The sequence below is a fragment of the Ruminococcus sp. D54t1_190329_F1 genome (assembly GCF_015551645.1).
GTDB lineage: Bacteria > Bacillota > Clostridia > Lachnospirales > Lachnospiraceae > Blautia_A > Blautia_A faecis.
In genome coordinates this window covers 59,748-81,277 of sequence record NZ_JADNDC010000006.1, presented here as the reverse complement: position 1 = coordinate 81,277, position 21,530 = coordinate 59,748, and the positions used below count along the sequence as shown (strand labels likewise).

The following is a 21,530-nucleotide window of genomic DNA, read 5'->3' as shown; positions in this document are numbered from 1 at the left end:
ATTTTTGAATTGTTAGACAGTCTGGCGTACCGTTCGGTACACGGCGGTTTCAATAGTTGACGTGCACAGACTGATAGGCTGTGGCTAAATCATAGAAGCCACTGTTTATCAGTCTTTCTTTTGTCATGGCTTTCTTAACTGTCGTCAGATTGGCACAATACCAGTGTCCCCTTCGACAGTTTGCCGCCATGTTCGCATAATATTCATGGATTCCCATTTTTATCAGATTTCTCTTCTTTGTTCTGGGCAATTTCCATTGTTTCCATATACACATACGTATTCTGTGATAGAGCCATCCGTTGACGTCATCTATGTTGTTCTTCATACTTGCAATTCCGTAATAGTTAAGCCATCCCCTCGCATATACCTTAATCTTCTCAAGGCTTGGCTTGATTGACTGACATCGCTTACGGGAAGATAACTCCTTCAGTCTAGACTTAAACTTCTTCCATGACTTCGTATGAACTCGGACATAAATGCCTTTTCCGTTCCTTCCCAATGCAAAGCCAAGGAATTTAAAATTTCGGATTGCAAACACGCTGACAGTACGGCTCTTTTCTCGGTTGACTGTAAGTTTCAGCCTCTCCTCAAGATATTTTGTACTGCTTTCCAAGAGTCTCTCTGATGCTCGCTTGCTCTCTGCAAGAAGCACGATGTCATCTGCATATCTTATGCATGGAACACCTCTTTTCAAGAATTCTTGGTCGAACTCATTGAGGTAGACATTTGCCAGCAACGGTGATAGATTTCCACCTTGTGGCGAGCCTTCCTCTGTGTCAATGACTACTCCGTTTTCCATTACACCGCTCTTCAGATAGCGCTTTATCAGCTGTACTACACGTTCATCTTTTACATTCTTTCGGAGAAGATTGATGAGAATTTCGTGATTAAGAGTATCGAAGTACTTTGACAAGTCAAGGACTACAGCAAATGTATAGCCTTGTTCGGCATACTCCTTAACCTTAAGTATTGCGTCTTTTGCACTTCTGTTCGAACGATAGCCATAGCTACCCTCTGCAAACAGCGGTTCATAGATTGGCACTAACTGTTGGGTTATTGCCTGTTGAAGTGTACGGTCTACCACTGTTGGTATGCCAAGCTTTCGCACACCACCATCTGGTTTGGGAATCTCAACTCGTCTTACTGAAGACGGAGTATACTTTCCACGATAAATGCGGTCGGTTATCTCTTGTTGATGTTCCTTTAGATATGGAAGAGCCTCCTCAATGGTCATGCCATCAATTCCTGGCGCTCCCTTGTTTGCCTTGACTCTCTTATACGCTCTGTTAAAGTTGTCTTTATACAGTATCGCTTCCAAAAGTCTCGGCTGTGCACTGTCTCTTTCTTTCCATATCCGATTGAATGACCTAGACGCTTTTGCATACCCTTCGTGTTCCGCACTATCTCTCTGCGAACAGTCATTGTTTTCAATGTTTTCTGCCATAGACGGTCATTCCTCCTTTCTCGGTCATACTTAAGATTCCTACTGATTCGGTCCTTCACCTCTCGGCTACTATGACCTCTGCTGACTTCTGTGCGTTCAGCATTGCTTTATGCAATGGTTACCTCTTTCAAGGCGTACCGCACAGACCTCCCTGGGTACCACACGTTTCTTCCTCTCCATCCATCTGCCTCATTTATCACGCAGGATTCCGTGTAGTTATTGGGCTTTGACTTGGGTGGCAGTCTTACCCTCATGCATAACCTTATATGAGATTTCTGTTCGTCAGACCAGAGATTTGCCCGGGGTTAGTCTGTTCCCACATCCGGCTTCCTTCAGATTCCACCTCACGATGGACACCCTTGCCTTCGGCTATATCCTTCCCACTACCGGGCGGATTCGGGACTTTAACCCGTTAGAAACGTGCGCCTCCAGGCGCACCACGCAAAAAAACGGAAAGGAAACCGTAGTTACTGTTTTCTTTCCGTTTTTTACTATAATTTCTTTTTTTAATTTTACACAACTTCTCGTTTTTCACACATATAAAGCGGACATCCGCATTCGCTTTGCAACCTGTCAGTGGGAGCTGTACCGTACGGAATTTTCAGTTCAGAAAATTCCTACCTGTGAACAGTTACTACAATTCTACCATATGTTTTGTGAAAAAGTATTTCGCGGCTCCAACAGCTGACGCTTCTTTCTTATACGAACAATTTTTCAAGTATGAAACATCGTGCTCAAAGCCATTATATGCCATCACTTTTTCTCCCAGTGGTATCATATAATCTGACAATACACCTCCCACATCACCTCCTAGTATGATATCCATATCATATGCCATCCGCAGATTTGATATCAAAACAGCAAGATGATCCAGATACTCATTCCATTTCTGCAAAATTTTTTCATTACCACTTTCAATTTTTTCCATAAATGCATCCAGTGACTGCCTGTTATCTTTTGTCAGTACACTTGCAGCACAATATGCATCTGCACATCCTGATTTACCACAATAACACTTTCTTCCACCGGGAACGAGTATCATGTGACCAAACTCCCCTGCTTTCTGGTTCTGCCCTCGAAACAGCTTTCCATCTATGCAGAATGCACCTCCTAATGTGTGGTTCAAAGACAGATATATCGCATTTGGATACTTTTGCTTTTTTTCTGCAAGCATTGCAGCATTAGCATCGTTTTCAAAATATGCTGGAATTTCCAGAGCCTGCTCTAAAAAGCGCAGACTATAATTCTCTATACCTAAAGCATGGGATTTTAAAACAATCCGTTCTTTCTGATCAATAATTCCTGGAATCGCCACTCCAATCCCAAGTAGCGTGTCCTTCGCTACTTCGCCTTCCAGAAAAGTTTTGACCTTTTGTGCCACCTCTGTACAATAAGATAATTCAGCCGTAAATTTTAAACGGATGCGATCTTTTTTTATAATCTCATCTCCAAGATTTACTAATACCATTTCTATATGATTCGCTGTAATCAAAATTCCCATTGCATGACAGTATGACTTATTAATCCCTATACTTTTTGCCTTCCTTCCACCGGTTGAAGCATATTCCCCAGTTTCTTCCAACACCCTTTTTTCTAACAAGTCATTCACATTTGCTAACACAGTCGGCATACTCAAGTTTAACTCTTTTGCGATTTCTGCCTTGGATGTAACATGATTGTTTAGAACATAATTAATTATTTTTTTTCTTGTTATATTTTTTTTATCTTTATTTTCCGTTTTCTTACCCTCTTTTATTAAATATATTATAAAAGAATTATATGCTTTTTTATTCTTCTTGTAAAGTAATGTTCTATAATAAAAATTTGCTGCATTCAGAAATAGTTACTGTTCCCTCTGATTTTCGTATGCTTATCTCACAGCAAAGCAGTACCACACCGGTACAGCCTGCTGAATCAATCAATACGAAAACGGAGGTATTTTTTATGCGAGAACTCAGAAACACAAAAATCATCGCTGTAGATCATGGCTATGGCAATATGAAAACAGCAAACACCGTCACGCCAACCGGAATCAAAGCCTATGAAACAGAACCACTCTTCTGCATCATTCCATATTTCCCATGAAGAATGTTGTAAATTAGTACTATCCACAACGATAACAGGTAATTTAATTATTCGTATTTTTTCCCAATAATGTAAATCGAAACTACCATACCACCTAATATTATAATTAAGAAAATTTTATTCAAAATATCCCATAAAGCTATATTGAAACAATTGATTATTATAATACCTGCAAGAGGATATAGAACAACCGTTGCAAGTGTCCATATTTTTAAAGTTGTGCAGATGTATATCCAATTTCCATTGTTAAAAGATAAACCAACTAGATGTATTCTAAAAATTCCTTGTGAAACATAATTTATCTTATTGGCATCATAATATGTTGGTAATATGTCTTTTGCAAAGAAACAAAACCATGCACCAAATAAAAGCATTCCCCCTGTAACCAGCAATATATCCCCTTTCATCTCAGCTAACGAACTTTCAGATACAACTAACATAATAATTTCTGTAATAGATATAAAAAAACATAACAAATATGCTAATATCCAGTTTTTTCTATGCTGGTGAATAGAATCCCTAACAGCCATATCGAGAGAGCCTACCACCAATTCCTCGATTTCTTTTTTTTCAATATTTTTCTGTGTATCTATTTTTTCTCCACGTAACAATTCTGTAACGGTAACATCTAATATATCAGCTATTGGTATGAGTAATACGACATTGGGCATACTAAGACCACGTTCCCATTTGCTAACTGTTTTATCTGATACATATAATTTTTCAGCCAAATCCTTTTGAGTTAAATTCTTTTCCTTTCTTAATTCGGTTACAAATAAACCGAATTTTTCATTACTAATCTGATACATATATCCACCTCCTGCACACATATTATAATGAGAGTGTGCATAAATCACTCGACCAGCAGTAGAATTGCAGAATATTAGCACATAATTCATCAAATAATCTCCCCATTATGATTATTTCTATAAAGTTATATTCGAATATTTTTTAAGCCATACTATGGAATAATTAAATCGGCAACTTATAACTATGACGGAAAAAACCAGCCTTCCGAAACTTAGAAAAGATCACTTTCTATAGAATTGTAATTTGCTTCTTTGGCCCCTTATAAACACAAAAGCTGAACAAACAGGATTTTTCGTCCTACTTGTTCAGCTCTTTGTTTACCTGTAAATCAGTTCTTTTAACACAATCTCTTCTGCTGCATTCCGGATATTATTTACAGCTCCAACCCACACCATCTGATCACGAGCTTTCAATTCTTCCGTAACGCCTTGCTTCTCCATCATCTGACGCACCAGAATATCCATCCTCTCCTGTGCTTCATCGTCCACAGCATTCAGATGTTCTGTTAATCTGTCTTCCAACATATACAGAGAATACATTGCCGGACGATGCTCTTTCAGATACGTTTTCCGAATCATTCCATATTTCCCATAATGCGGTTCTTCATCTGTACTGACAAGATTCGGATAGTAAATTCCGTCTGCTCCCATTGTGTAGGTTCCACCTATTTTTTCAAATGTGCTTTTCATGTGTTATTCCTCCTTGAAATCAGCGATATTCTTAGATCATCGCAAAATATTTCAGGACAGCCTTGATAGCATACAAAATGGAAGTTATCTATTTCTCCTCTTCGTTAAGACCTAGTTCATTACATATTACTTGCTATCCCTGATACCTTATTCTTTCTACCAGCGTTTCCTTTTTCAGATTACTGCTTAAAACAAGGGAAAGCACAATCTGCAAAAGACTGACCAGCAAAATCATAGCAAGAATTGGTGTAATTGGAACATGATAGACATTCATTCCAAATATTCCATTATGCTTTGCATAGGCAAAGAGCGCATAGCCAAGTGGCAGACCAACGATAAGTGCTACACATATGGTGCCAACCGTAAAAATCAGTCCCTGTAACTGCAGGCATAAATTTAATTGTTTATTTGTCATACCCACAGCCTGTAATACACCATATTCCTGCTTCTTCGTGGTGATATTGATGATCATGGTGTTTGCCAGATTCATAAACCCAATGAGACCGACAATTGCCATGAACAGATAGCAGCCAAGCTTCATCATACGGCTTGCGTATTCTGCAGTTTGCAATTCTGCGTGATAGGTGTTCAGCTTGATATGAGAAGTATCGGAGAGCAGGTCATTCAGGCTTTGCTCTACAGATGCCACATCTTTTTTAGCACAATCCACCCACAGGTATCCATAAGATGTCCCTTTCGGATCTACAGAGCGGTATACTTCTTCCGGAATGACCAGATAAGTGTCCGCGCTTACAAAGGAGCCTGCGATTTTTCCATGATAGGTATAGGTTCCGCTTCCGTTATCAAAGTTGAATGTAATCGGTGCACCCGCAGAATACCCGTCAGCTTCCATCCACATGGACCAGCCAAAGAAAACATCCCCGTTTTTGACAGCCTGTGCATAGTCCATGGAACCGATATCGCCATCCCCGCGCATCATTTCAAAATCCTCTTGATTTACGATTGCAACCGGAAATTTTGTTCCGTTCAGATCTGCAGAGACGATTTCTCTCGTCAGTACATCCGTTACACCGGGGATGGATTTGATTTCTTTAATCAATGAATCATTCAGTGGGTTGTTCTGTAGGATTGTGTCCAGATTATTCTCCGAATAGGCTTCATCATAATTCTGGGAATAATCCAGCTGCAACTCAAATTGTCCATGGTTGATTGCAATCCGCGCCTCGTACTCCGGGTCAATATTCCCAACATAATTAGAAATAATTACAAACAATACACAGGAAAGCCCCATGGTAAGAATCGTAGCAATGGTTCTTTTCGGATTGCCTGTCACATTTGCCATTGCCATGGAGAAAACGGTGACATCTTTTCTGCCTTTTCGTCTGCCCTGTTTTTGCGTTTTGGAGCCGTCAAGATACCGTGTCGCTTCGATTGGTGAAATCCGGGAAACAATTTTCATGGGTTTGCGCAGAGCCAAAACGACCGTAAGAAACGATACAAAAATGCAGATGAGCATAATTGGCAGTGAAAACAGAGGCACCTGATAGTTCTTGATTCCGGACGATACCAGATTTCCCTGCTCCACCAGCCAGTTGAAGCTGACTTTTGCAATCAGGAAACCAAACAGCAGCCCCAGCGGTATCGAAGGAACCGCCAGAAGAATACCCTCACGAAAGATCAACTGCTTCATCTGCTTTCTGGTTGCACCCAGCGCCTTGATTTTCCCGTACTCCTGAACCTTCTGGGCGATCCCGACCTGGAAGATATTATAAATGACCACAACGGAAAACAGCACGATTCCGAGGATCAGGATTCCACAAAGCACAATCATTTCATAGCTCGGCTGCAATACCCACTGCAGGTAGAGGTCATTGATGATCACGTTTTTCTGGTCAATGCCGCAGGAATCCGCGATTTCTTTTATAACAGGCGAAACATTATTCATAGATACATTTGCAGAATCGCTCAAGGTAAAATAGATATTATATTGCCTGTCACCCTCCGCAACACGCTCATTTAAAAAATCCTGCGAACCGAATACAACATAGGAAGCCTCGATGGTATATTCATCCCGATCATATAAAATCCCGCTGACAGTAAATTCCACCGGTGCGTATTCCGACTGCATGCCGGAACGGTACTCCAATGTTACGGTGTCTCCGACCTTTACATCATGGTATCCCTCTGCATCAAAGAAAGCGCGTCCTGCGGCAATTTCCTGCGCCTTTTTTGGATAGGTACCTTCCTTCAACACATATTCCTGATTATAGGGAAGCATTTTCCTGACCGTTTCATCCGCACTGACAAAGCCGCCATTTTCATTTCCTTTCAGGATGCCCTCCGTACACATGATGCCGATATCAGATATCTCAGCTCTGCGTTCCACTTCTTTTAATTGCGTACCATCTGCGGCGATAAACAGGCCGTAGTTGCTTCCGTATGAGCTTGCCGCCTGACTTTTCTGTAAACGAATTACCCCATTTCCCACAGTACTGATAATAACAAGCAGCATCGTGGTCAGACAAATTGCCATCATGATCAGTATACTTCTTGTCCTGTTCCTTTTGTCATTGCTATATGCAATCCTGTTTATTGTCTTCATCTGAAATCCACCACCTGTCCGTCCTCAATCACCAGAATACGGTCAGCGACCTGTGCAATTTCGTCATCATGGGTAATCATTACAATTGTCTGTCCATATTTTTTTGCTGTCATCTTAAGCAGAGCGATTACCTCATCACTGGTCTTGGAATCAAGATTGCCTGTCGGCTCATCTGCAAATATAATTTCCGGACGATTCACCAGTGCTCTTGCAATTGCTACTCTCTGCTGCTGTCCTCCGGATAACTGATTTGGCAGATTGTAAATCCTCTTTTCAATCCCCAGAGTTGCAATAATATCATTTACATACGCTTCATCCACTTTTCTTCCATCCAGCCCCAGTGGCAGTACAATATTTTCCCAGACATTAACAGATGATACCAGATTGAATGCCTGAAATACAAATCCGATTTTTCTTCTGCGGAAAACAGCAAGGGCATCTTCCTTCATTCTGTATAAATTTTTCCCTGCTAAAATAACACTGCCTTTTGTCGGGGTATCAAGCCCTCCAAGCATATGTAGTAATGTACTTTTACCCGAACCTGACTTTCCGACAATTGCGACAAATTCTCCCCGCTCAATCTGAATGTCCACCTGATTGACCGCTTTGACCTGATTCTCACCTGCGCCATAAAACTTACAAAGCTGCTTGGTTTCTAATATCACACTCATGTGTTGCCTCCTTTTCATCCTACATCCAAATTGTATCAGGGCAATCTTTCATTTCACTTTCAAAAAACGAGCAGAAGTCTTACAGAATTGTAAGATTTCTGCTCACTTAAAATTTAACCAACATATGGTAATTGAATCACAAACGTGCTTCCTTTTTTCTTTTTGCCGGAGGTTACCGTAATCGTACCTGCGTGTTTTTCGATAATTTCTCTCGATAGAAAAAGTCCGATTCCTGTACCACTCTTTTCCATGACCTCCTTGGAACTTCCTCTGTAAAATCGTTGAAAAATTTTGTGATACTCATTCTGCGGAATACCAATTCCCTGATCCTCAATTTCCATTCTTACAAGATCGTTTCTTTTTTGTAACCGGATAAATATTTTTGAACCACACGGACTGTACTTGACCGCATTATCCAGAACGTTGATCACAGCTTCACCAAGCCACCTTTTATCCTGCATAATCGTGCATGTTTCCAACTCTTTTTCATAGTCAAAAACGAATTCAATTTCTTTCTCATCCGCTTTAGGATAAGTGCGATTCACAGCAGATATGACAGTATCCATAAGCGGAAGTTTTTTCTTATTAATCTGAATCAGTCCAGTTTCCATCTTGGATATTTCAAGAAGCGACTGCAATAATGTCTCCAGTCCATCCAGAGCACTCCGACAACGGATACGAAACTCCTCCTGTTCTGTGGCACTTAAGTCATTCTGCATCAGCACACTAAAACATGTATCCAAAGCTGCAACCGGTGTCTTTAACTGGTGAGAAATATCAGAAACCATTTCTTTCGTGTTCTCCTTTTCTGCCCTTGCTTCTTCCTTTATCAACTGAATATGATGTCCGATTGCTTCAAGCTGGTCATTCAATTTTTCCAGTTCTGCATGATTTTCCGTTTTCAGTAAATCATCAAATTTATTTTCACGGAATCTGATCAGAATTTCTTCCAACTGGTCTAAAATTTTCTGATGATTCGCATCTTCTTTTTTCTTCCAATAAAATAAAAAAGTCAAAAGAAGCACGCATATCACAGTGCTTACAGCACCGGTCACCATAACCTGATGTCGGAATTGCGAATAAAATGCATTCCCTTTATTCCCCCAGTATCCATATTGCTCCAATAATCGCCTTCCCTGTTCGTTAGTTTCAATATCCTTATCCTTAAGCAATTTAGAAACAGCATCCAGCCCGGAAAATTCTTCCTTTGCAGCAATCTCTGTCATAAGATTCATTTTATATTTATAATCTTCATAAAACACATACGTGGTAAAGCAATTTAATATTGCAAACAATAATATGACAGGTAATACCAAGGAGAGCACTACTGTAATCTTCTTGCGATATCTCTTTGTCACTGCCTTACCTCCTGATTCCATATATACCCAAGACCTCTGATATTCTTTATATAGACCGGTGCAGCCGGATTATCTTCGATTTTCTCACGGAGTCTTCTGATATTGACAGCGATTGTATTTTCATCCACAAAATCCCCTTCCAGATCAAACACATTTTCCAATATTTGTGTTTTTGAAAGAATCTGTTTCGGATTCTGAAGAAAAAAAGTCAGCATTTTCAACTCCGTTTTTGTCAGACTGATTTCACGACTCTTTATCAGGACTTTCATTTCTCCTGCGATAAATACGATATCTCCCGAAATCATCTTTCCGGCTTCCGTTTTCTCCTGTCTGCGGCGGAAATGTGCTTCTATTTTCAAAAGAAGTACCGAAAGACTAAACGGCTTTGTAATATAATCATCTGCCCCTGCTTCATATCCCATGACCTGATCCATCTCCTGATCTAGTGCTGTAAGACAAATAATGTATGTATTATAATTGCATCTCATCCACCTTACAAATTCCAGTCCATTCCCATCCGGAAGATTCACATCACAAATGGTAACATCCACATTATTATCACTTGCAATTCTTTTCGCTTTTTTCACTGATTCTGCTGAAAAAACCTCATATCCGGATTTTTTCAGTGAGAATGTAATTCCACGATTTAAATTTTCATCATCTTCAACCACGAGTATACCTGGCATAGCATCTGCACCTCTCTTTATTAACTATTCATCTTAAAATGCTTCAATGCCTCCACAATTGCACTCTCTTTATCTTCTGGACACTGCGGTTGCCTGCTATCTTCATTTTTAGGTAAATTATAATTCTTTCCAACCTCAATTCCGCATTTTCTCTTTACCTGTGAGATATACAGATTGGAAACCTTCATGCCGGCATTATGTTCAGCCACATATTTCTTTATCTCATCATATGTAGCCTTAGTCTCTGCAGATGTTATATCCATATCATCAAGTTCAATCGTGACATTAATGTAATTATCCTGCTTTTGTTTCAGTTGGGACAAAAGAACAACCGTCTCGACATGCGGTGAAAGTTTCTTCTTATACTAAATAGCAAAACTGTTGCCTTTTGCGAAAAGGTTCATACTCCACCTAGGGGAATACCTTTCACCCCGCCTTCAAAATCCACATATGTCTTACATTACTTGCAAATAAAATTCGACCTTATGAATATGTGTATTGCTATCCATAATTACTATGTCTTTAGGTACTCCGGTTATTATGTATTTTTCATCAAATACTAACGAAAGATAATATTCTGTCTTTACTTGAACAACCTTATCTCTTGAGCATTCTGGCATAGTTCTTTGAATAATAGAAAGTGCCTTTCTAAAATCATAACACTCCGCATACCCTATCTCAGATAGCTTTTTACCATTAAGGACTGACAGAACTTTACTACACCATTCACTTTTCGCCCAATCATCCAGATGATAAACATTAATTTTACAATTCTCACATTTATCAGCAAGATATTTTAATAGGACCTCAAATTCTTCATCTGATAATTTTCTGTCAGAAAGAATTTCCTTTTCAATTATTGGTTCTAATTCATCTCTATCGCCCTTATTTTTTCTATATTTCTGCAAGTCATTTTTTAAATTTTCATTTTCTTCTAAATCAACTCCTAAAAATGTTTTTCTTAGACCATATTTCACGAAAATATTCTTCAAAACTTTCTTTTTTCTAATTTGCTCTATTATTTCGCTCTTAAATAAGACAAGCAAAGGATCGTTCCTTTTATTAACAGCCATAATATCTATATCAATTCCTTCTGAACTGACATAAATATATATAGGAATTCGAACAAATTTAACATAAACATTTTCTATACTGTCTATGCTTAGGAGTTCATCCGGCTCACTTTTAGTTTTGTCATTATAGATATTCATTTCATCAAGGAAAACTTTATTAACACTATCGATATTTTCTTTAAATATTTCTATATCATTTACTTCGAAGTCAGCATCTAGTTTTTTGTCATTAACATTAACTCTATCAACAAACTGATAATTTTCGTGTTCAAGAATGATTTTCCGATTAATAGGATCTAAATAAACATTTTTAACTCTATCTTTCTTCCTTTGTACGGTCCTCAATTCTCGTAATGCTTGTTTCCCTTTAGCCAACAAGCTACATCGATTTGTCGTACAATAAATTACATCTTTTACGCTTAAATCTGCAAGTGTTACTTCTAGTAGATTTCTATCAATTCCCAATATATTTACTAATTCATCTATTTCTTGAATTCCTTCATTTATTAAACGTAATACTATTTCGTCCAGTAATGGAAGCGAATAAAATGAACGTTTAGTAATTGACAGTATTGTTTTCATTATAGGGACATAGATTTCATCACGTTTTATAAAAAGATATCCATCATTCTTCCGTACATTAATGTTAGACATAGATTCAATTAATTTATCCATTATATTTCACCTCCCGGTATAACAAGGCACTCGTCCTCATGTTCACAAATATAATCAATAATCTCAATAAACTTATTATCTGGGTCATCAAATTTATAAAAGAAGTCCATATCTCCACAAATAATAAGCAAATTTTTTGCCCGCGAAAAAGCTACATTAACCCTCTCCTTTTCTTTTTGAAAGCCAATTGAGTTTTTAGTTCTAACTGTACTGTATATGATAATATCATTTTCTCTACCCTGAAATGCATCAAGTGTATTAATATCAATTCCTTTTGCAATTCTATCATATCCACTATTATTTACGGACTTTCTAATTAAGTCTTTTTGACCTCGATACCCTGTAATAATACCAATATCTAAATTCGGAAGCACCCCTTCATTTTTAAAGCCCTCCAATAATTTTTTAACCAAAGTATTCTCCGCATAATTGCAATAGGAGCCTCCCTTAAGCCTACTTTCATCTTTTCTATCCATCATTGAAGTGTCAATCCAAATAATGGATTTTCCTGCAAATTTTTTTATTGGATGCATCCGATTCTTATCATCAACCTCCGTTGCAATTTTACCCTCATAAAAGACTTGACTAATCAAATTTCCAATATTTCTTCTCATTCTATATTGCACAGTCAGGATTTGCTTATGAGTATCTGGTAATACATTAAACAATAAATCAAATAGTCTATACTTTGGTTCTTTTGTCAGCTTAGCTATTATCGGAGATAATTCTTGGTCTGCATATGCTGGTAGTTGGTTTTGATCTCCTACCAATATAATCTTTTTGGATTTAATAATTGACACTAATAATTCAGGGGTTGTCGCTTTTGCTGCTTCATCTATAATTACATAATCAAAATCTAACTCCTTAACAAAATCATTAGATAAAAAACCTACGCAAGTTCCGGCAATAATAGTTGCACTTTTTATCACTTGGTAATCTAACGTTTCTAAATTACTACATCTATTAATCCAATCAGCTTGAATATCCTTAATTCTTTCCCATCTATCCAATGATTTTTGCTCAGTAATATTAGCATACAACAAATTCTGCTGTTCAATATACGTGTTAGATTTCTCTTTAATCTCTGTAAACATCTTTTTTCTAATCGCATTCATAGTACAGGTTTCTTCAACCTTTGGCGATATATTCTCTGCACGACCAATTCGGATGATATCTAATTTCCCTTCATCTATATCGACCAGTCCCTCAATAATATTGTCTACAGCGGTATGTGATTGAGATACAACTAATATTCTCGATGTATCATCGAATTTATTTATTTGCATCAAAATTTGGCGCACAATCTCTTTTATAACTGTTGTTTTTCCAGTTCCTGGAGGCCCTTGTATTAAACTTATACTATCTGAGTACAAAGCTTTTCTTATTGCTTCTTTTTGAGACGAATTTAACGTATCTTTACTAAATTTAATATTTTGCAAAAATGGAGTATAGGTTGGTTCATCCAAATTGAGCAAAATGTCTTTTAAGTTTTTAGACGAGTAGTTATCATCATGCAACGCACGAATTGCATAATGTTGCCTTTTATATGCGCTTATATTCGCTCTAAAATCTTCCATTACCGGACGATGCTTTCTAAGTAATGGGCGCACTTTCCCCATTTGCACTTTCTTGTCCAAATCAATAATAAGTAACGTTTCATCATCTTCATAGTTTATTCCATGATAAGTACCTATATCAAAATAAAAAGAATTACCTCTACTGTCCACATCCTCAATGATATAACTCATATCATTCTCCAAGCCATCAATATCATTGTTTTTATATTCTTCAACAGTTAAAATTAATTGTTGATCTACTATATTAAACGCAGAGTAAACAACTCTTCCTACTCGCTCCTTTTCATTTTTCATGGACTCATCTAATCCATCTTGCCACTTTCCGAATAATTCTTCAAATAATTCATCTTGCTTTTGTAATGCACTTTTACTGTTTATATTATTTCTAAATTGTACGATTAGTTTTTCATTATCATTATCTAATCTTCTACTGCTATAATTGCCTCTTCCACTTTCTATAAATTTAACTATGCCATCAATAATAAAACCCCTTTTTTGATTGCTAATTCTTCTATCAACGGATAATGGCATAATTCTATTAACTACAAACAGTTCATCTTTTTCATTATATATACATTCAACCGCAATTTTCTTTCCAGAAAAAATATAAACATCAGTATTGTGATTATAAAAGGCAGAACACTCCTTAAACTGACTCTTTAAAAATGATTTTGTAAAGATAGTCATATTCGTATTTGCTTCGATTAACGAAACATTCTTCAAATATCTCAGTTTATCAACATCTATACTACACAAATATGTATCTTTCTGTGAACTATTATCTCCAATAATTTCCTCAAAAGCATCAATAACCGTCCCAACCTCTTGAAATCTATTTTCCGGTTCTTCCGCTATCATCTTAGCAATTAGTATCCCTAAATTTTCCGGAACTTCTAAATCCTGCAAAGTTCTACAGATCATTTCTGTACCGTTTGGTAACATACCAAACAGAATATAGAAAATTACTGCACCTAAAGAATAAATATCACTAGCTTCCGTTGTACTATTACCTTTAACTACTTCCGGAGCCGAAAAATTAGGAGAATAAAACGGCAGAGTTGTCTCTTGCTCTACTATAGATTTTATCTTACTCGTTCCAAAATCAATAATTTTCACTTCACCCGTTTCAATATTATACATAATATTGGACGGCTTGATATCACGATGTAAAACGTTGTTATTATGTGCCTCTTCAATAGCCTTTAAAATTTTTAAGCAAAGTTCATACTTTTCTACCTGTGAAAAATTGCTTAAGTCCAATTCTTCAAGATTTGTTCCATCAACATAATCTAATAAAATTAATCCCCAGTCATTTTTACCTCTAAACTCTGCATTTAACATATAGTCTCTGATTTTTACAATATTATCGCAAGAATTTAATGTTTTAAGGGCATCAACCTCCCTCTTAAATATTAATTTTTGAAATCTATTATTTAACGAACCGATTAATTTTAATGCATAAACTTTATCGCATATTCTTTTATTTTTTTCTTTAACTTTCAAAATAATCGTTTCACTAGTCCTAGACGCATGAATTACTTCTAATACTTCATAATTATCCATATTATTTTGCAACTCCTTCTTTGAGTAATAATCTTATTTTACCATACCAGTTCAACTTTTACTATCTGCAAAAGAGCAAGAAAAAAGCCGATCAGGAATCGCAACTCCCAATCGGCATCTTTTCTTACTTCTCTTCATTTTTACATTCAATCTCCGTTCCGTCCAGGAACACTACCAACAATGTTCCGTCCCCAAAGACCTTGATGTGGTCCAGCGTTTTCAGCATGAAGTCCGTATCCATCTCCGTCAAAGGTTCTGCCCCATCGGTGTATTCTATGAACTTCTCTGCCCGATAACCTTCCAATAGGTTCTCACTCTGAAGCTGCTCCGTCCACTGCTCCATGAAATCCTCTCTGTTCTCCACCAGTGCGTTCCAAGCCATCAGATAAGCCTTTACCAGCGTTTCTTCCTCTACGTGACGGTTGGCGCATCCCATGACTCCTTTGACCTTGTAGCGTTCACTGCACTGCCATACCTTACGGTCAACGCCCGTGCTGCTCCGACAGCCCTTCCGTGCAAATACCTTATTACAGTCTCCGCAAATTATCTTGGATGCAAATGGATTGCTTTCCGGCCGGTGGGAATAGGCGTTTGTCCCATGCTCCTCCAGATACTTTTTCCTGCGTTTTATTTCAAGCTGTACACATTCCCATATCCGCTTTGAAATGAGCGTATAAAGCGGGTGGTCACAGACCCTTTCCTTCCCACCATCTTTGTATCGATATACATGAATCGGAAGTGATGCAATTGCTTCTGACAAAATCCTCACACATGCATAAACTGCAGTAGTCTGCATGGCTGTCATTTCATTGACGCTCTTTCCGCTGGTGCTTCGTCCGAAATTGAACGAATACTCACCATTACTGTAATTCCGTACAGGCTTATCCCTCGCCTGACCGAAACCAAGCAAACTTTTTATACCCATCTGCTATCCCTCTCTTTCTTTTTGTTCCTGTCTGTGATAAAATTGATTCCATAGATATCGAAAAAAGTTCATAAAATTTTAGCAATTAAAGGCATTGATTTTTTGCTGTAAATTGCATATAATAAAAACACAGATAGAAATATCTGTGCAGCGGTTAGAGCGTCCAGTTAAAATGCTCGTTTAAAAGCGGTTAGATTGTCCAATTAAAACAATCGGTTAACAGCAGTGGGTGGAGTAATCCACCCGCTTTTTTACTTTTCAGGAGGCTCTATGGATTGGTACGTTGTCGATAAAAAATATATAAATTACCTGACACAGTTTGATTCCCATGTCGGATATGTGGAGTATGGGGAACGTTTGAAACTCCATGTGGGAATTCTTCTTACTATCGGAGATTTCCACTACTATGTTCCTATTTCCTCTGCAAAACCGAAACATCAGAAGATGTCCAACAGTCTGGATTTCCACAAACTCCAGGATGAATCCACCGGATATCTTTATGCTGTATTGAATATCAATAATATGATTCCGGTTCCTGATAACTGCCTTACTCAGTTAAAATATAATCAGGTAGAAAGTTTCCGTTCTTTCAGCAACGAAAAGGAAAAAACCGACTATGTTTACCTTCTCCAGAAAGAAAAAGCCCTGATTGACAATGTTCAGGACACTCTGCAAAACAAAGCCCTGAAATTATACCAGAAGTGCATTGCCAAGCCGGATTCTTCCCTTGCTGCAAGATGCTGTAATTTCAAAATGCTGGAAGAAAAATGCAGTTCTTATTCCGATACATAAACAAAACCATGATCATTCAAACCTCTCCATCTGCCGGAGAGGTTTTCTTTCTTAAAAAACAAGAATTCCCCTGCCATCATATACACTTCCCTCGCTGCCCTGATTACGAATTGCACGGTCAAGTGCCATAACGGTTTCTACTGCTGCATCGATTTTTTCCGTAGATTTTTCCTTATCCATTTTGATATTTCCGGCAGGGTCTTGTCTGACATACACATTATCCATCATCCACCGGAGAACCTTATGTCCACCGTGGGCAATTCGCTCCTCAAGTGTCAGCTTCATAAGTTGCCGAAGTTATCACCCTGCAAGGCAAGTTTGATATGCTCCATATCAATCGGTTTTTCTACCTCAGCAGAGATAAGGGCTGCCTTTAATTCCTGCACACCGCACTCAATCGAATATTCTGGGTCTTTAATCCCATTCGGCTCGTGGGGATACCTTGTGTTAAAGCTGCCTTCAGCCGCCTGCATGGGGTCAAGTCCACGCCCGCCAGACTCCTGCATCATAACCGCCTTGATAAGCTCCACATATTCAGGAATACCGTATTGTTTGGCATATTTCTGTATCAAAGGCTCATAGGCTTCCACCTCCGCACTGACAGGGGTATAAGCGTTGCTCCCGCTTCCGCCGCCAAACAGGGAAACAGCACAGCCGAGCAGAACAACAATGAGAATAATCACAACTGCAATCCAACCGCCTGCAATTATAGCAGAAATCAGAGCTTTTGTTCCTGCAATAATCGCCTTGACCGCAGCTATGGTTGCTCTGACTGTCGCTTTGGTGGCTTCGGCGGTTGCCTTTGCGGTGGCTTTTGCCGCCTGTGATGCCTTTTGGGCAGTTTTCGCAGAAGCTTTTTCCGCCTGTGCCGTTTTTACCGAGGTTTCCGTCGTTTTGATTGCCGCCTTAGAAGTTGCCTGTGCGGTTTTAATTCCCTTTTCGGTAGTCTTGACTGTTCCCTTAGCAGTTGTTTTCACCGCTTTTTCTGCATTTCGTGCTGTGCTCTTAATCATTTTTTGCCCCTGCTGTCGGGTCTTTATCAACTGCGATTTTGCTGTCTGGGAAACATCGGGGGCAGCGGAACGGCTTGCAGCCCCGTGACGGATCTGCAAGCCGTGTTGTTCTGACATATTCTGTACTGCTTTCTGTTCTGCGGCTTTGACAGCCCGACTTTGCTTGAAATCGGTTATTTTATCTTTTGTCTTACCGATATTCTCCTGCGTTGTCTTGACTGCCTTTTGCCCCTGCTTATTGAACTGGTGGATACCTTCGTCCTTTACACGGTCTGCCGCAAAAGAAATCCTGTCCGCAGCATATTCTGTGACAGAGTTTTCATCAGAATAATATCCCTGTTCCGCTTTTTCCTTTATCCCCACATACAAGGCTATGTATCAAAAGTTTTCTTTCGTGGCTATCCAAATATAGATGATTAAATTTCTCTCTCATAAGCACACCTCCACTTCTTTAGCTTCATTATAAGTTTCGGAAAAATAATATACAAATCTATAACTGGGAGATTTTGATAAAAACTCATTCCTATCATAAATTTCTTCCATCTAAATACTGGATTGCGGTTGAAATTAAAGACAGGCAACGTTTATAAAAATATTCATAATGCCTTTTATCCTGAATATCCGTTTTTGTTGTTTCATGGTGTCGAATTCTAAAATTATTGCCAAGTATGGTAAGCTCATGAAATTCCTTTTCAAATAATTCTAAAAACGGCTGTTGATTATTACCCATATCCATTATAATCTTATTAACCGATTTCTTCTTATCTACAGTCGATGAGCAGTAATATGTCTTTAGTCTCTCAAATGCATCCCAAAGTTTCTCCACTGCAATTTGCAAATTGTTTTCATCATAATATTTTGAAGCCTCTTGTAATAACTCTTTCAGTCCTACTTCTTGAACAGACACTAATGAATTTTTATTTATCTGGGTATCAAATGTATTCATTAGCTTCCCCTTGGAAAGCTGAAACGGTATCTCATTCAGTTTTAATATAGCATTAATCTGTGGTTCAAAGTCATCTGAGATACTATGTTTCGCAAAAAACTCTATTGCGTCCAACACGCAAAATGGAGAATTAGAAAGTATGAATGCTTGCAAATCAGCAGTTTCAACATATTCTTTTTTATCATTATAACACTTTGGCACATAAAATTGCCTTATTTCATTGAAAACATCCTCAGCTACTGTTGTATTATAATTCCATCCCGTTTCGTCAGTCGCTTGATATACGATATTATATCGCTCCAGAAACTGATAAATTTGATTTCTCGCTTTCCGCTTTATGGACAATACTATCTTTTTTGCTTTTATGTCCTTTGCATTTCGTTGAGAATATGGAATAAACAACGTATTATCTTCTTGCCGATATATTCTCCATCCATAAACATCACGATTGGATATTTTCTCAGCAGGGTAAATCTCATAACCGTCATTTTGTAATAGCTTGTTAGTTGCCACTAAAAATTCTTTCCAATATCCCTTATCATATCGAACAGCAGGGTGAAATACTTCGCAAAGAAATTTTAAATATACTTCATCGCTACCATCTTGTAAATTGAATCTTTTGTCTTCAAAAACCCAGCAGTATGGATAATCATCATTATTCACTGTATGTTGCCAAATATCCTGTTCTGCATTTGCAAATCTTGAATCAAAACTTGGCATTCTCTCCAAATCATATAATCTTTTAAGAAAATCTATTTCTTCAAGGCGACCATAATAATTATAAGTAACGGTTCGGGTTTGAAAAAATTCGTCTATCTCTAATCCATTCTGAAATAAATCTAAAATATCTCGCTTTGTTATTTCTGTAATACGGTTCACTCCATTTTCCTCCTTTCAAGCATATTCAGCACTTATATATTACTTCCCAAATATTTTAAAGAAAAGCGTACCACTATTTTTAATGATACGCTCACCATTATTAAATCACTTCAAAATGCTTCAATGCATCCTTTATCGCTTCCACTTTCTCTGCTGTCGGATGCTTCCTTGGCTTTTTCAATTCTTCTACCGCATTAAGAGCATCATACATCGGCAAGCCTAAATCTCTCTTTACCTCTGCGATATATGCGGTATGTACCTTGAAGCCGTATTTAGCTTCTATGTACTCCTTTATCATTTTGTAGGTCACTCGTTCTTTGGGCTTATATTCTTCGGCTCTTTTAGCGATATTATCAAGCGGAACTTTTCCCTCACCCTCGCCAAACTCAACTTTTACGTTGATATGTCCGTCTGGCTTTTTGTGGGAAAGCAGTACTACCGTCTCCACCGACACCGTATTCGGGAACATATCAACCGGGCAGACTTTCTTCAATTCGTAGCCTCTTTCACAAAGATACTTCAAATCCCGTGCCAGAGTTGCGCTGTCGCAGCTTACGTAAACTACCCGGTCAGGCTGCATTTCGATAATGGTAGAAAGCAAGGTCTCGTCGCAGCCTTTTCTCGGCGGGTCTACTACAATCACGTCAGCACGCTCACCAGTGCGGGCAAACTGCTCTGGAAGCACTTCCTCCGCTTTTCCCACAAAAAATTCCGTATTATCAAATCCGTTCAGACATGCATTCTCTTTAGCATTCTCAATGGCAGCAGGAATGATCTCCACGCCCCTTACCATCTTTGCCTTCTGTGCAAGAAACAGAGAAATTGTTCCAATTCCGCAGTAAAGATCCCACACAGTCTCATTTCCGGAAAGTTGTGCATATTCCAGTGCTTTTCCATAAAGACGCCCTGTCTGATAAGGATTTACCTGAAAAAAGGACAGCGGCGAAATCTGATAGGAAATCTCTCCGATCTTGTCTGTAATGTATGGCTGTCCCCAGAGCAGCCGCACCTTTTCCCCAAGGATCACATTATTTCGCTTCTTATTCACATTTACCATCACACTGACAGCCTCCGGAATCTGACGAAGGGATTTCACCAGAGCCTCTTCGCCAGGAAGCTTCTCCCCGTTAATGATCAGACAGACCATCATCTCGTCTGTAAAAAAGCCATATCGAATCAGCACATGACGCACTAAACCCTTGCCAGTATTCTCATCATACGGCTGGATGTGGAACTTCTCCATATGAGCGATCACACGATCCAAAACCTCCTTATTCCGTGTTACCCCAAGAGCACAGTCCCGGTTCTCAATAATACTGTGGGTACGGCCGGCATAAAATCCGGTAATAATTCTGCCGTCTTTTGACTTTCCAACTGGAAACTGCGCTTTATTTCTATAGTGGAAAGGCTGGTCCATTCCCAGGATTTTCTCCATAGGAATATCTGTAAAGCCGCCAATCCGCTCCAAATGTCCCCTGACTTTGGAAGTCTTAAATTCCAGCTGCTTCTCATAAGAAAGGGCCTGCAGCTGACAGCCTCCGCACTGTCTTGCAAACTGACACTTCGGCTCCACACGGTCAGGAGATGGAGTGATAATCTCCTCCAATCTTCCGTAACCGTAATTTTTCTTCGCTTTCATGATCTTTGCGCGGACTGTGTCTCCGATTACTGCATCTTTGACAAAAACGGTGAAGCCATCAGCCTTTCCGATACCTTCACCGTCAATTCCGCAATCTTCAATCTTTAACGTAACAATATCATTCTTACGATACTCCATAAAG

15 protein-coding genes and 4 pseudogenes are annotated in these 21,530 nt (G+C 38.6%); 2 read left to right on the top strand and 17 right to left on the bottom strand.

The window, feature by feature from the left end:
- Positions 1-49: 49 nt before the first annotated feature.
- Together ltrA and I2D69_RS03965 are read right to left on the bottom strand one after the other, a co-directional pair.
- A complete protein-coding gene (gene ltrA, locus I2D69_RS03970; protein WP_173735084.1) occupies positions 50-1,444 on the bottom strand; it encodes a group II intron reverse transcriptase/maturase in 1,395 nt (464 codons plus the stop codon).
- A 634-nt stretch (positions 1,445-2,078) separates the two neighbouring features.
- A complete protein-coding gene (locus tag I2D69_RS03965) occupies positions 2,079-3,158 on the bottom strand; it encodes an ROK family transcriptional regulator (RefSeq protein ID WP_330634115.1) in 1,080 nt (359 codons plus the stop codon).
- Positions 3,159-3,223: 65 nt separating this feature from the next.
- Here I2D69_RS03965 and I2D69_RS19970 point away from each other — a divergent pair.
- Positions 3,224-3,505: pseudogene (locus I2D69_RS19970) on the top strand (plasmid segregation actin-type ATPase ParM); the annotation flags it as partial.
- 71 nt (positions 3,506-3,576) lie between these two features.
- On the opposite strand, the gene I2D69_RS03955 reads toward I2D69_RS19970, so the two are convergent.
- The 11 genes and pseudogenes from I2D69_RS03955 to I2D69_RS20755 all read right to left on the bottom strand — a co-directional run.
- The gene (locus tag I2D69_RS03955; protein ID WP_173769326.1) at positions 3,577-4,338 is read right to left on the bottom strand and encodes a helix-turn-helix transcriptional regulator; all 762 of its coding nucleotides are present in this window, start codon (positions 4,336-4,338) and stop codon (positions 3,577-3,579) included.
- Positions 4,339-4,656: 318 nt separating this feature from the next.
- Positions 4,657-5,028 carry a TnpV protein gene (locus tag I2D69_RS03950; RefSeq protein WP_173769327.1) on the bottom strand — a complete coding sequence of 124 codons (372 nt, stop codon included), beginning with the start codon at positions 5,026-5,028 and terminating at the stop codon, positions 4,657-4,659.
- Positions 5,029-5,161: 133 nt separating this feature from the next.
- On the bottom strand, positions 5,162-7,591 hold the full coding sequence (locus I2D69_RS03945) for an ABC transporter permease (RefSeq protein ID WP_173769328.1): 2,430 nt from the start codon (positions 7,589-7,591) through the stop codon (positions 5,162-5,164).
- A complete protein-coding gene (locus I2D69_RS03940) occupies positions 7,588-8,262 on the bottom strand; it encodes an ABC transporter ATP-binding protein (protein WP_173769329.1) in 675 nt (224 codons plus the stop codon). The genes I2D69_RS03945 and I2D69_RS03940 overlap by 4 nt, the downstream gene beginning before the upstream one ends.
- Positions 8,263-8,375: 113 nt before the next feature.
- Positions 8,376-9,641, bottom strand: coding sequence for a HAMP domain-containing sensor histidine kinase (locus I2D69_RS03935; RefSeq protein ID WP_195379429.1), 1,266 nt, complete (start codon positions 9,639-9,641; stop codon positions 8,376-8,378).
- Entirely contained in the window at positions 9,617-10,306 is a 690-nt protein-coding gene (locus I2D69_RS03930) for a response regulator transcription factor (protein ID WP_008120506.1), read from the bottom strand. Before I2D69_RS03930 ends, I2D69_RS03935 begins: the two co-directional genes overlap by 25 nt.
- 20 nt (positions 10,307-10,326) lie before the next feature.
- Complete coding sequence (locus I2D69_RS03925; protein ID WP_330602557.1) at positions 10,327-10,629, bottom strand: 23S rRNA methyltransferase; 303 nt, start codon at positions 10,627-10,629, stop codon at positions 10,327-10,329.
- A 132-nt stretch (positions 10,630-10,761) separates the two neighbouring features.
- Positions 10,762-12,054, bottom strand: coding sequence for a hypothetical protein (locus I2D69_RS03920; protein WP_173770441.1), 1,293 nt, complete (start codon positions 12,052-12,054; stop codon positions 10,762-10,764).
- Positions 12,054-15,194 (bottom strand): serine/threonine-protein kinase, encoded by a 3,141-nt coding sequence (locus I2D69_RS03915; RefSeq protein ID WP_173770440.1) that lies wholly within the window; start codon positions 15,192-15,194, stop codon positions 12,054-12,056. The genes I2D69_RS03920 and I2D69_RS03915 overlap by 1 nt, the downstream gene beginning before the upstream one ends.
- A 124-nt stretch (positions 15,195-15,318) precedes the next feature.
- Positions 15,319-15,849 carry a recombinase zinc beta ribbon domain-containing protein gene (locus tag I2D69_RS03910; protein ID WP_347708377.1) on the bottom strand — a complete coding sequence of 177 codons (531 nt, stop codon included), beginning with the start codon at positions 15,847-15,849 and terminating at the stop codon, positions 15,319-15,321.
- A 9-nt stretch (positions 15,850-15,858) separates the two neighbouring features.
- Positions 15,859-16,119, bottom strand: a pseudogene (locus I2D69_RS20755) (phage portal protein); the annotation flags it as partial.
- A gap of 270 nt (positions 16,120-16,389) precedes the next feature.
- Here I2D69_RS20755 and I2D69_RS03900 point away from each other — a divergent pair.
- Positions 16,390-16,911, top strand: a complete 522-nt coding sequence (locus I2D69_RS03900; protein ID WP_173770439.1) for a type III toxin-antitoxin system ToxN/AbiQ family toxin — start codon at positions 16,390-16,392, stop codon at positions 16,909-16,911.
- A 51-nt stretch (positions 16,912-16,962) separates the two neighbouring features.
- Here the strand turns inward: I2D69_RS03900 and I2D69_RS03895 are convergent.
- The 4 genes and pseudogenes from I2D69_RS03895 to rlmD form a co-directional block, all read right to left on the bottom strand.
- Positions 16,963-17,205, bottom strand: a pseudogene (locus I2D69_RS03895) (terminase TerL endonuclease subunit); the annotation flags it as partial.
- A pseudogene (locus tag I2D69_RS03890) lies at positions 17,199-18,299 on the bottom strand (lysozyme family protein); the annotation flags it as partial. The pseudogenes I2D69_RS03890 and I2D69_RS03895, both read right to left, overlap by 7 nt.
- A gap of 151 nt (positions 18,300-18,450) precedes the next feature.
- Positions 18,451-19,749 (bottom strand): hypothetical protein, encoded by a 1,299-nt coding sequence (locus I2D69_RS03885; protein WP_173770456.1) that lies wholly within the window; start codon positions 19,747-19,749, stop codon positions 18,451-18,453.
- 100 nt (positions 19,750-19,849) lie between these two features.
- The gene (gene rlmD, locus I2D69_RS03880) at positions 19,850-21,526 is read right to left on the bottom strand and encodes a 23S rRNA (uracil(1939)-C(5))-methyltransferase RlmD (protein WP_173770455.1); all 1,677 of its coding nucleotides are present in this window, start codon (positions 21,524-21,526) and stop codon (positions 19,850-19,852) included.
- Positions 21,527-21,530: the final 4 nt, after the last annotated feature.

Coding starts and splice junctions, on each gene's coding strand:
- ltrA (WP_173735084.1), bottom strand. CDS start 1,444: ATGGCAGAAAACATTGAAAACAATGACTGTTCGCAGAGAGATAGTGCG.
- I2D69_RS03955 (WP_173769326.1), bottom strand. CDS start 4,338: ATGTATCAGATTAGTAATGAAAAATTCGGTTTATTTGTAACCGAATTA.
- I2D69_RS03950 (WP_173769327.1), bottom strand. CDS start 5,028: ATGAAAAGCACATTTGAAAAAATAGGTGGAACCTACACAATGGGAGCA.
- I2D69_RS03945 (WP_173769328.1), bottom strand. CDS start 7,591: ATGAAGACAATAAACAGGATTGCATATAGCAATGACAAAAGGAACAGG.
- I2D69_RS03940 (WP_173769329.1), bottom strand. CDS start 8,262: ATGAGTGTGATATTAGAAACCAAGCAGCTTTGTAAGTTTTATGGCGCA.
- I2D69_RS03935 (WP_195379429.1), bottom strand. CDS start 9,641: ATGGAATCAGGAGGTAAGGCAGTGACAAAGAGATATCGCAAGAAGATT.
- I2D69_RS03930 (WP_008120506.1), bottom strand. CDS start 10,306: ATGCCAGGTATACTCGTGGTTGAAGATGATGAAAATTTAAATCGTGGA.
- I2D69_RS03920 (WP_173770441.1), bottom strand. CDS start 12,054: ATGGATAAATTAATTGAATCTATGTCTAACATTAATGTACGGAAGAAT.
- I2D69_RS03915 (WP_173770440.1), bottom strand. CDS start 15,194: ATGGATAATTATGAAGTATTAGAAGTAATTCATGCGTCTAGGACTAGT.
- I2D69_RS03900 (WP_173770439.1), top strand. CDS start 16,390: ATGGATTGGTACGTTGTCGATAAAAAATATATAAATTACCTGACACAG.
- rlmD (WP_173770455.1), bottom strand. CDS start 21,526: ATGGAGTATCGTAAGAATGATATTGTTACGTTAAAGATTGAAGATTGC.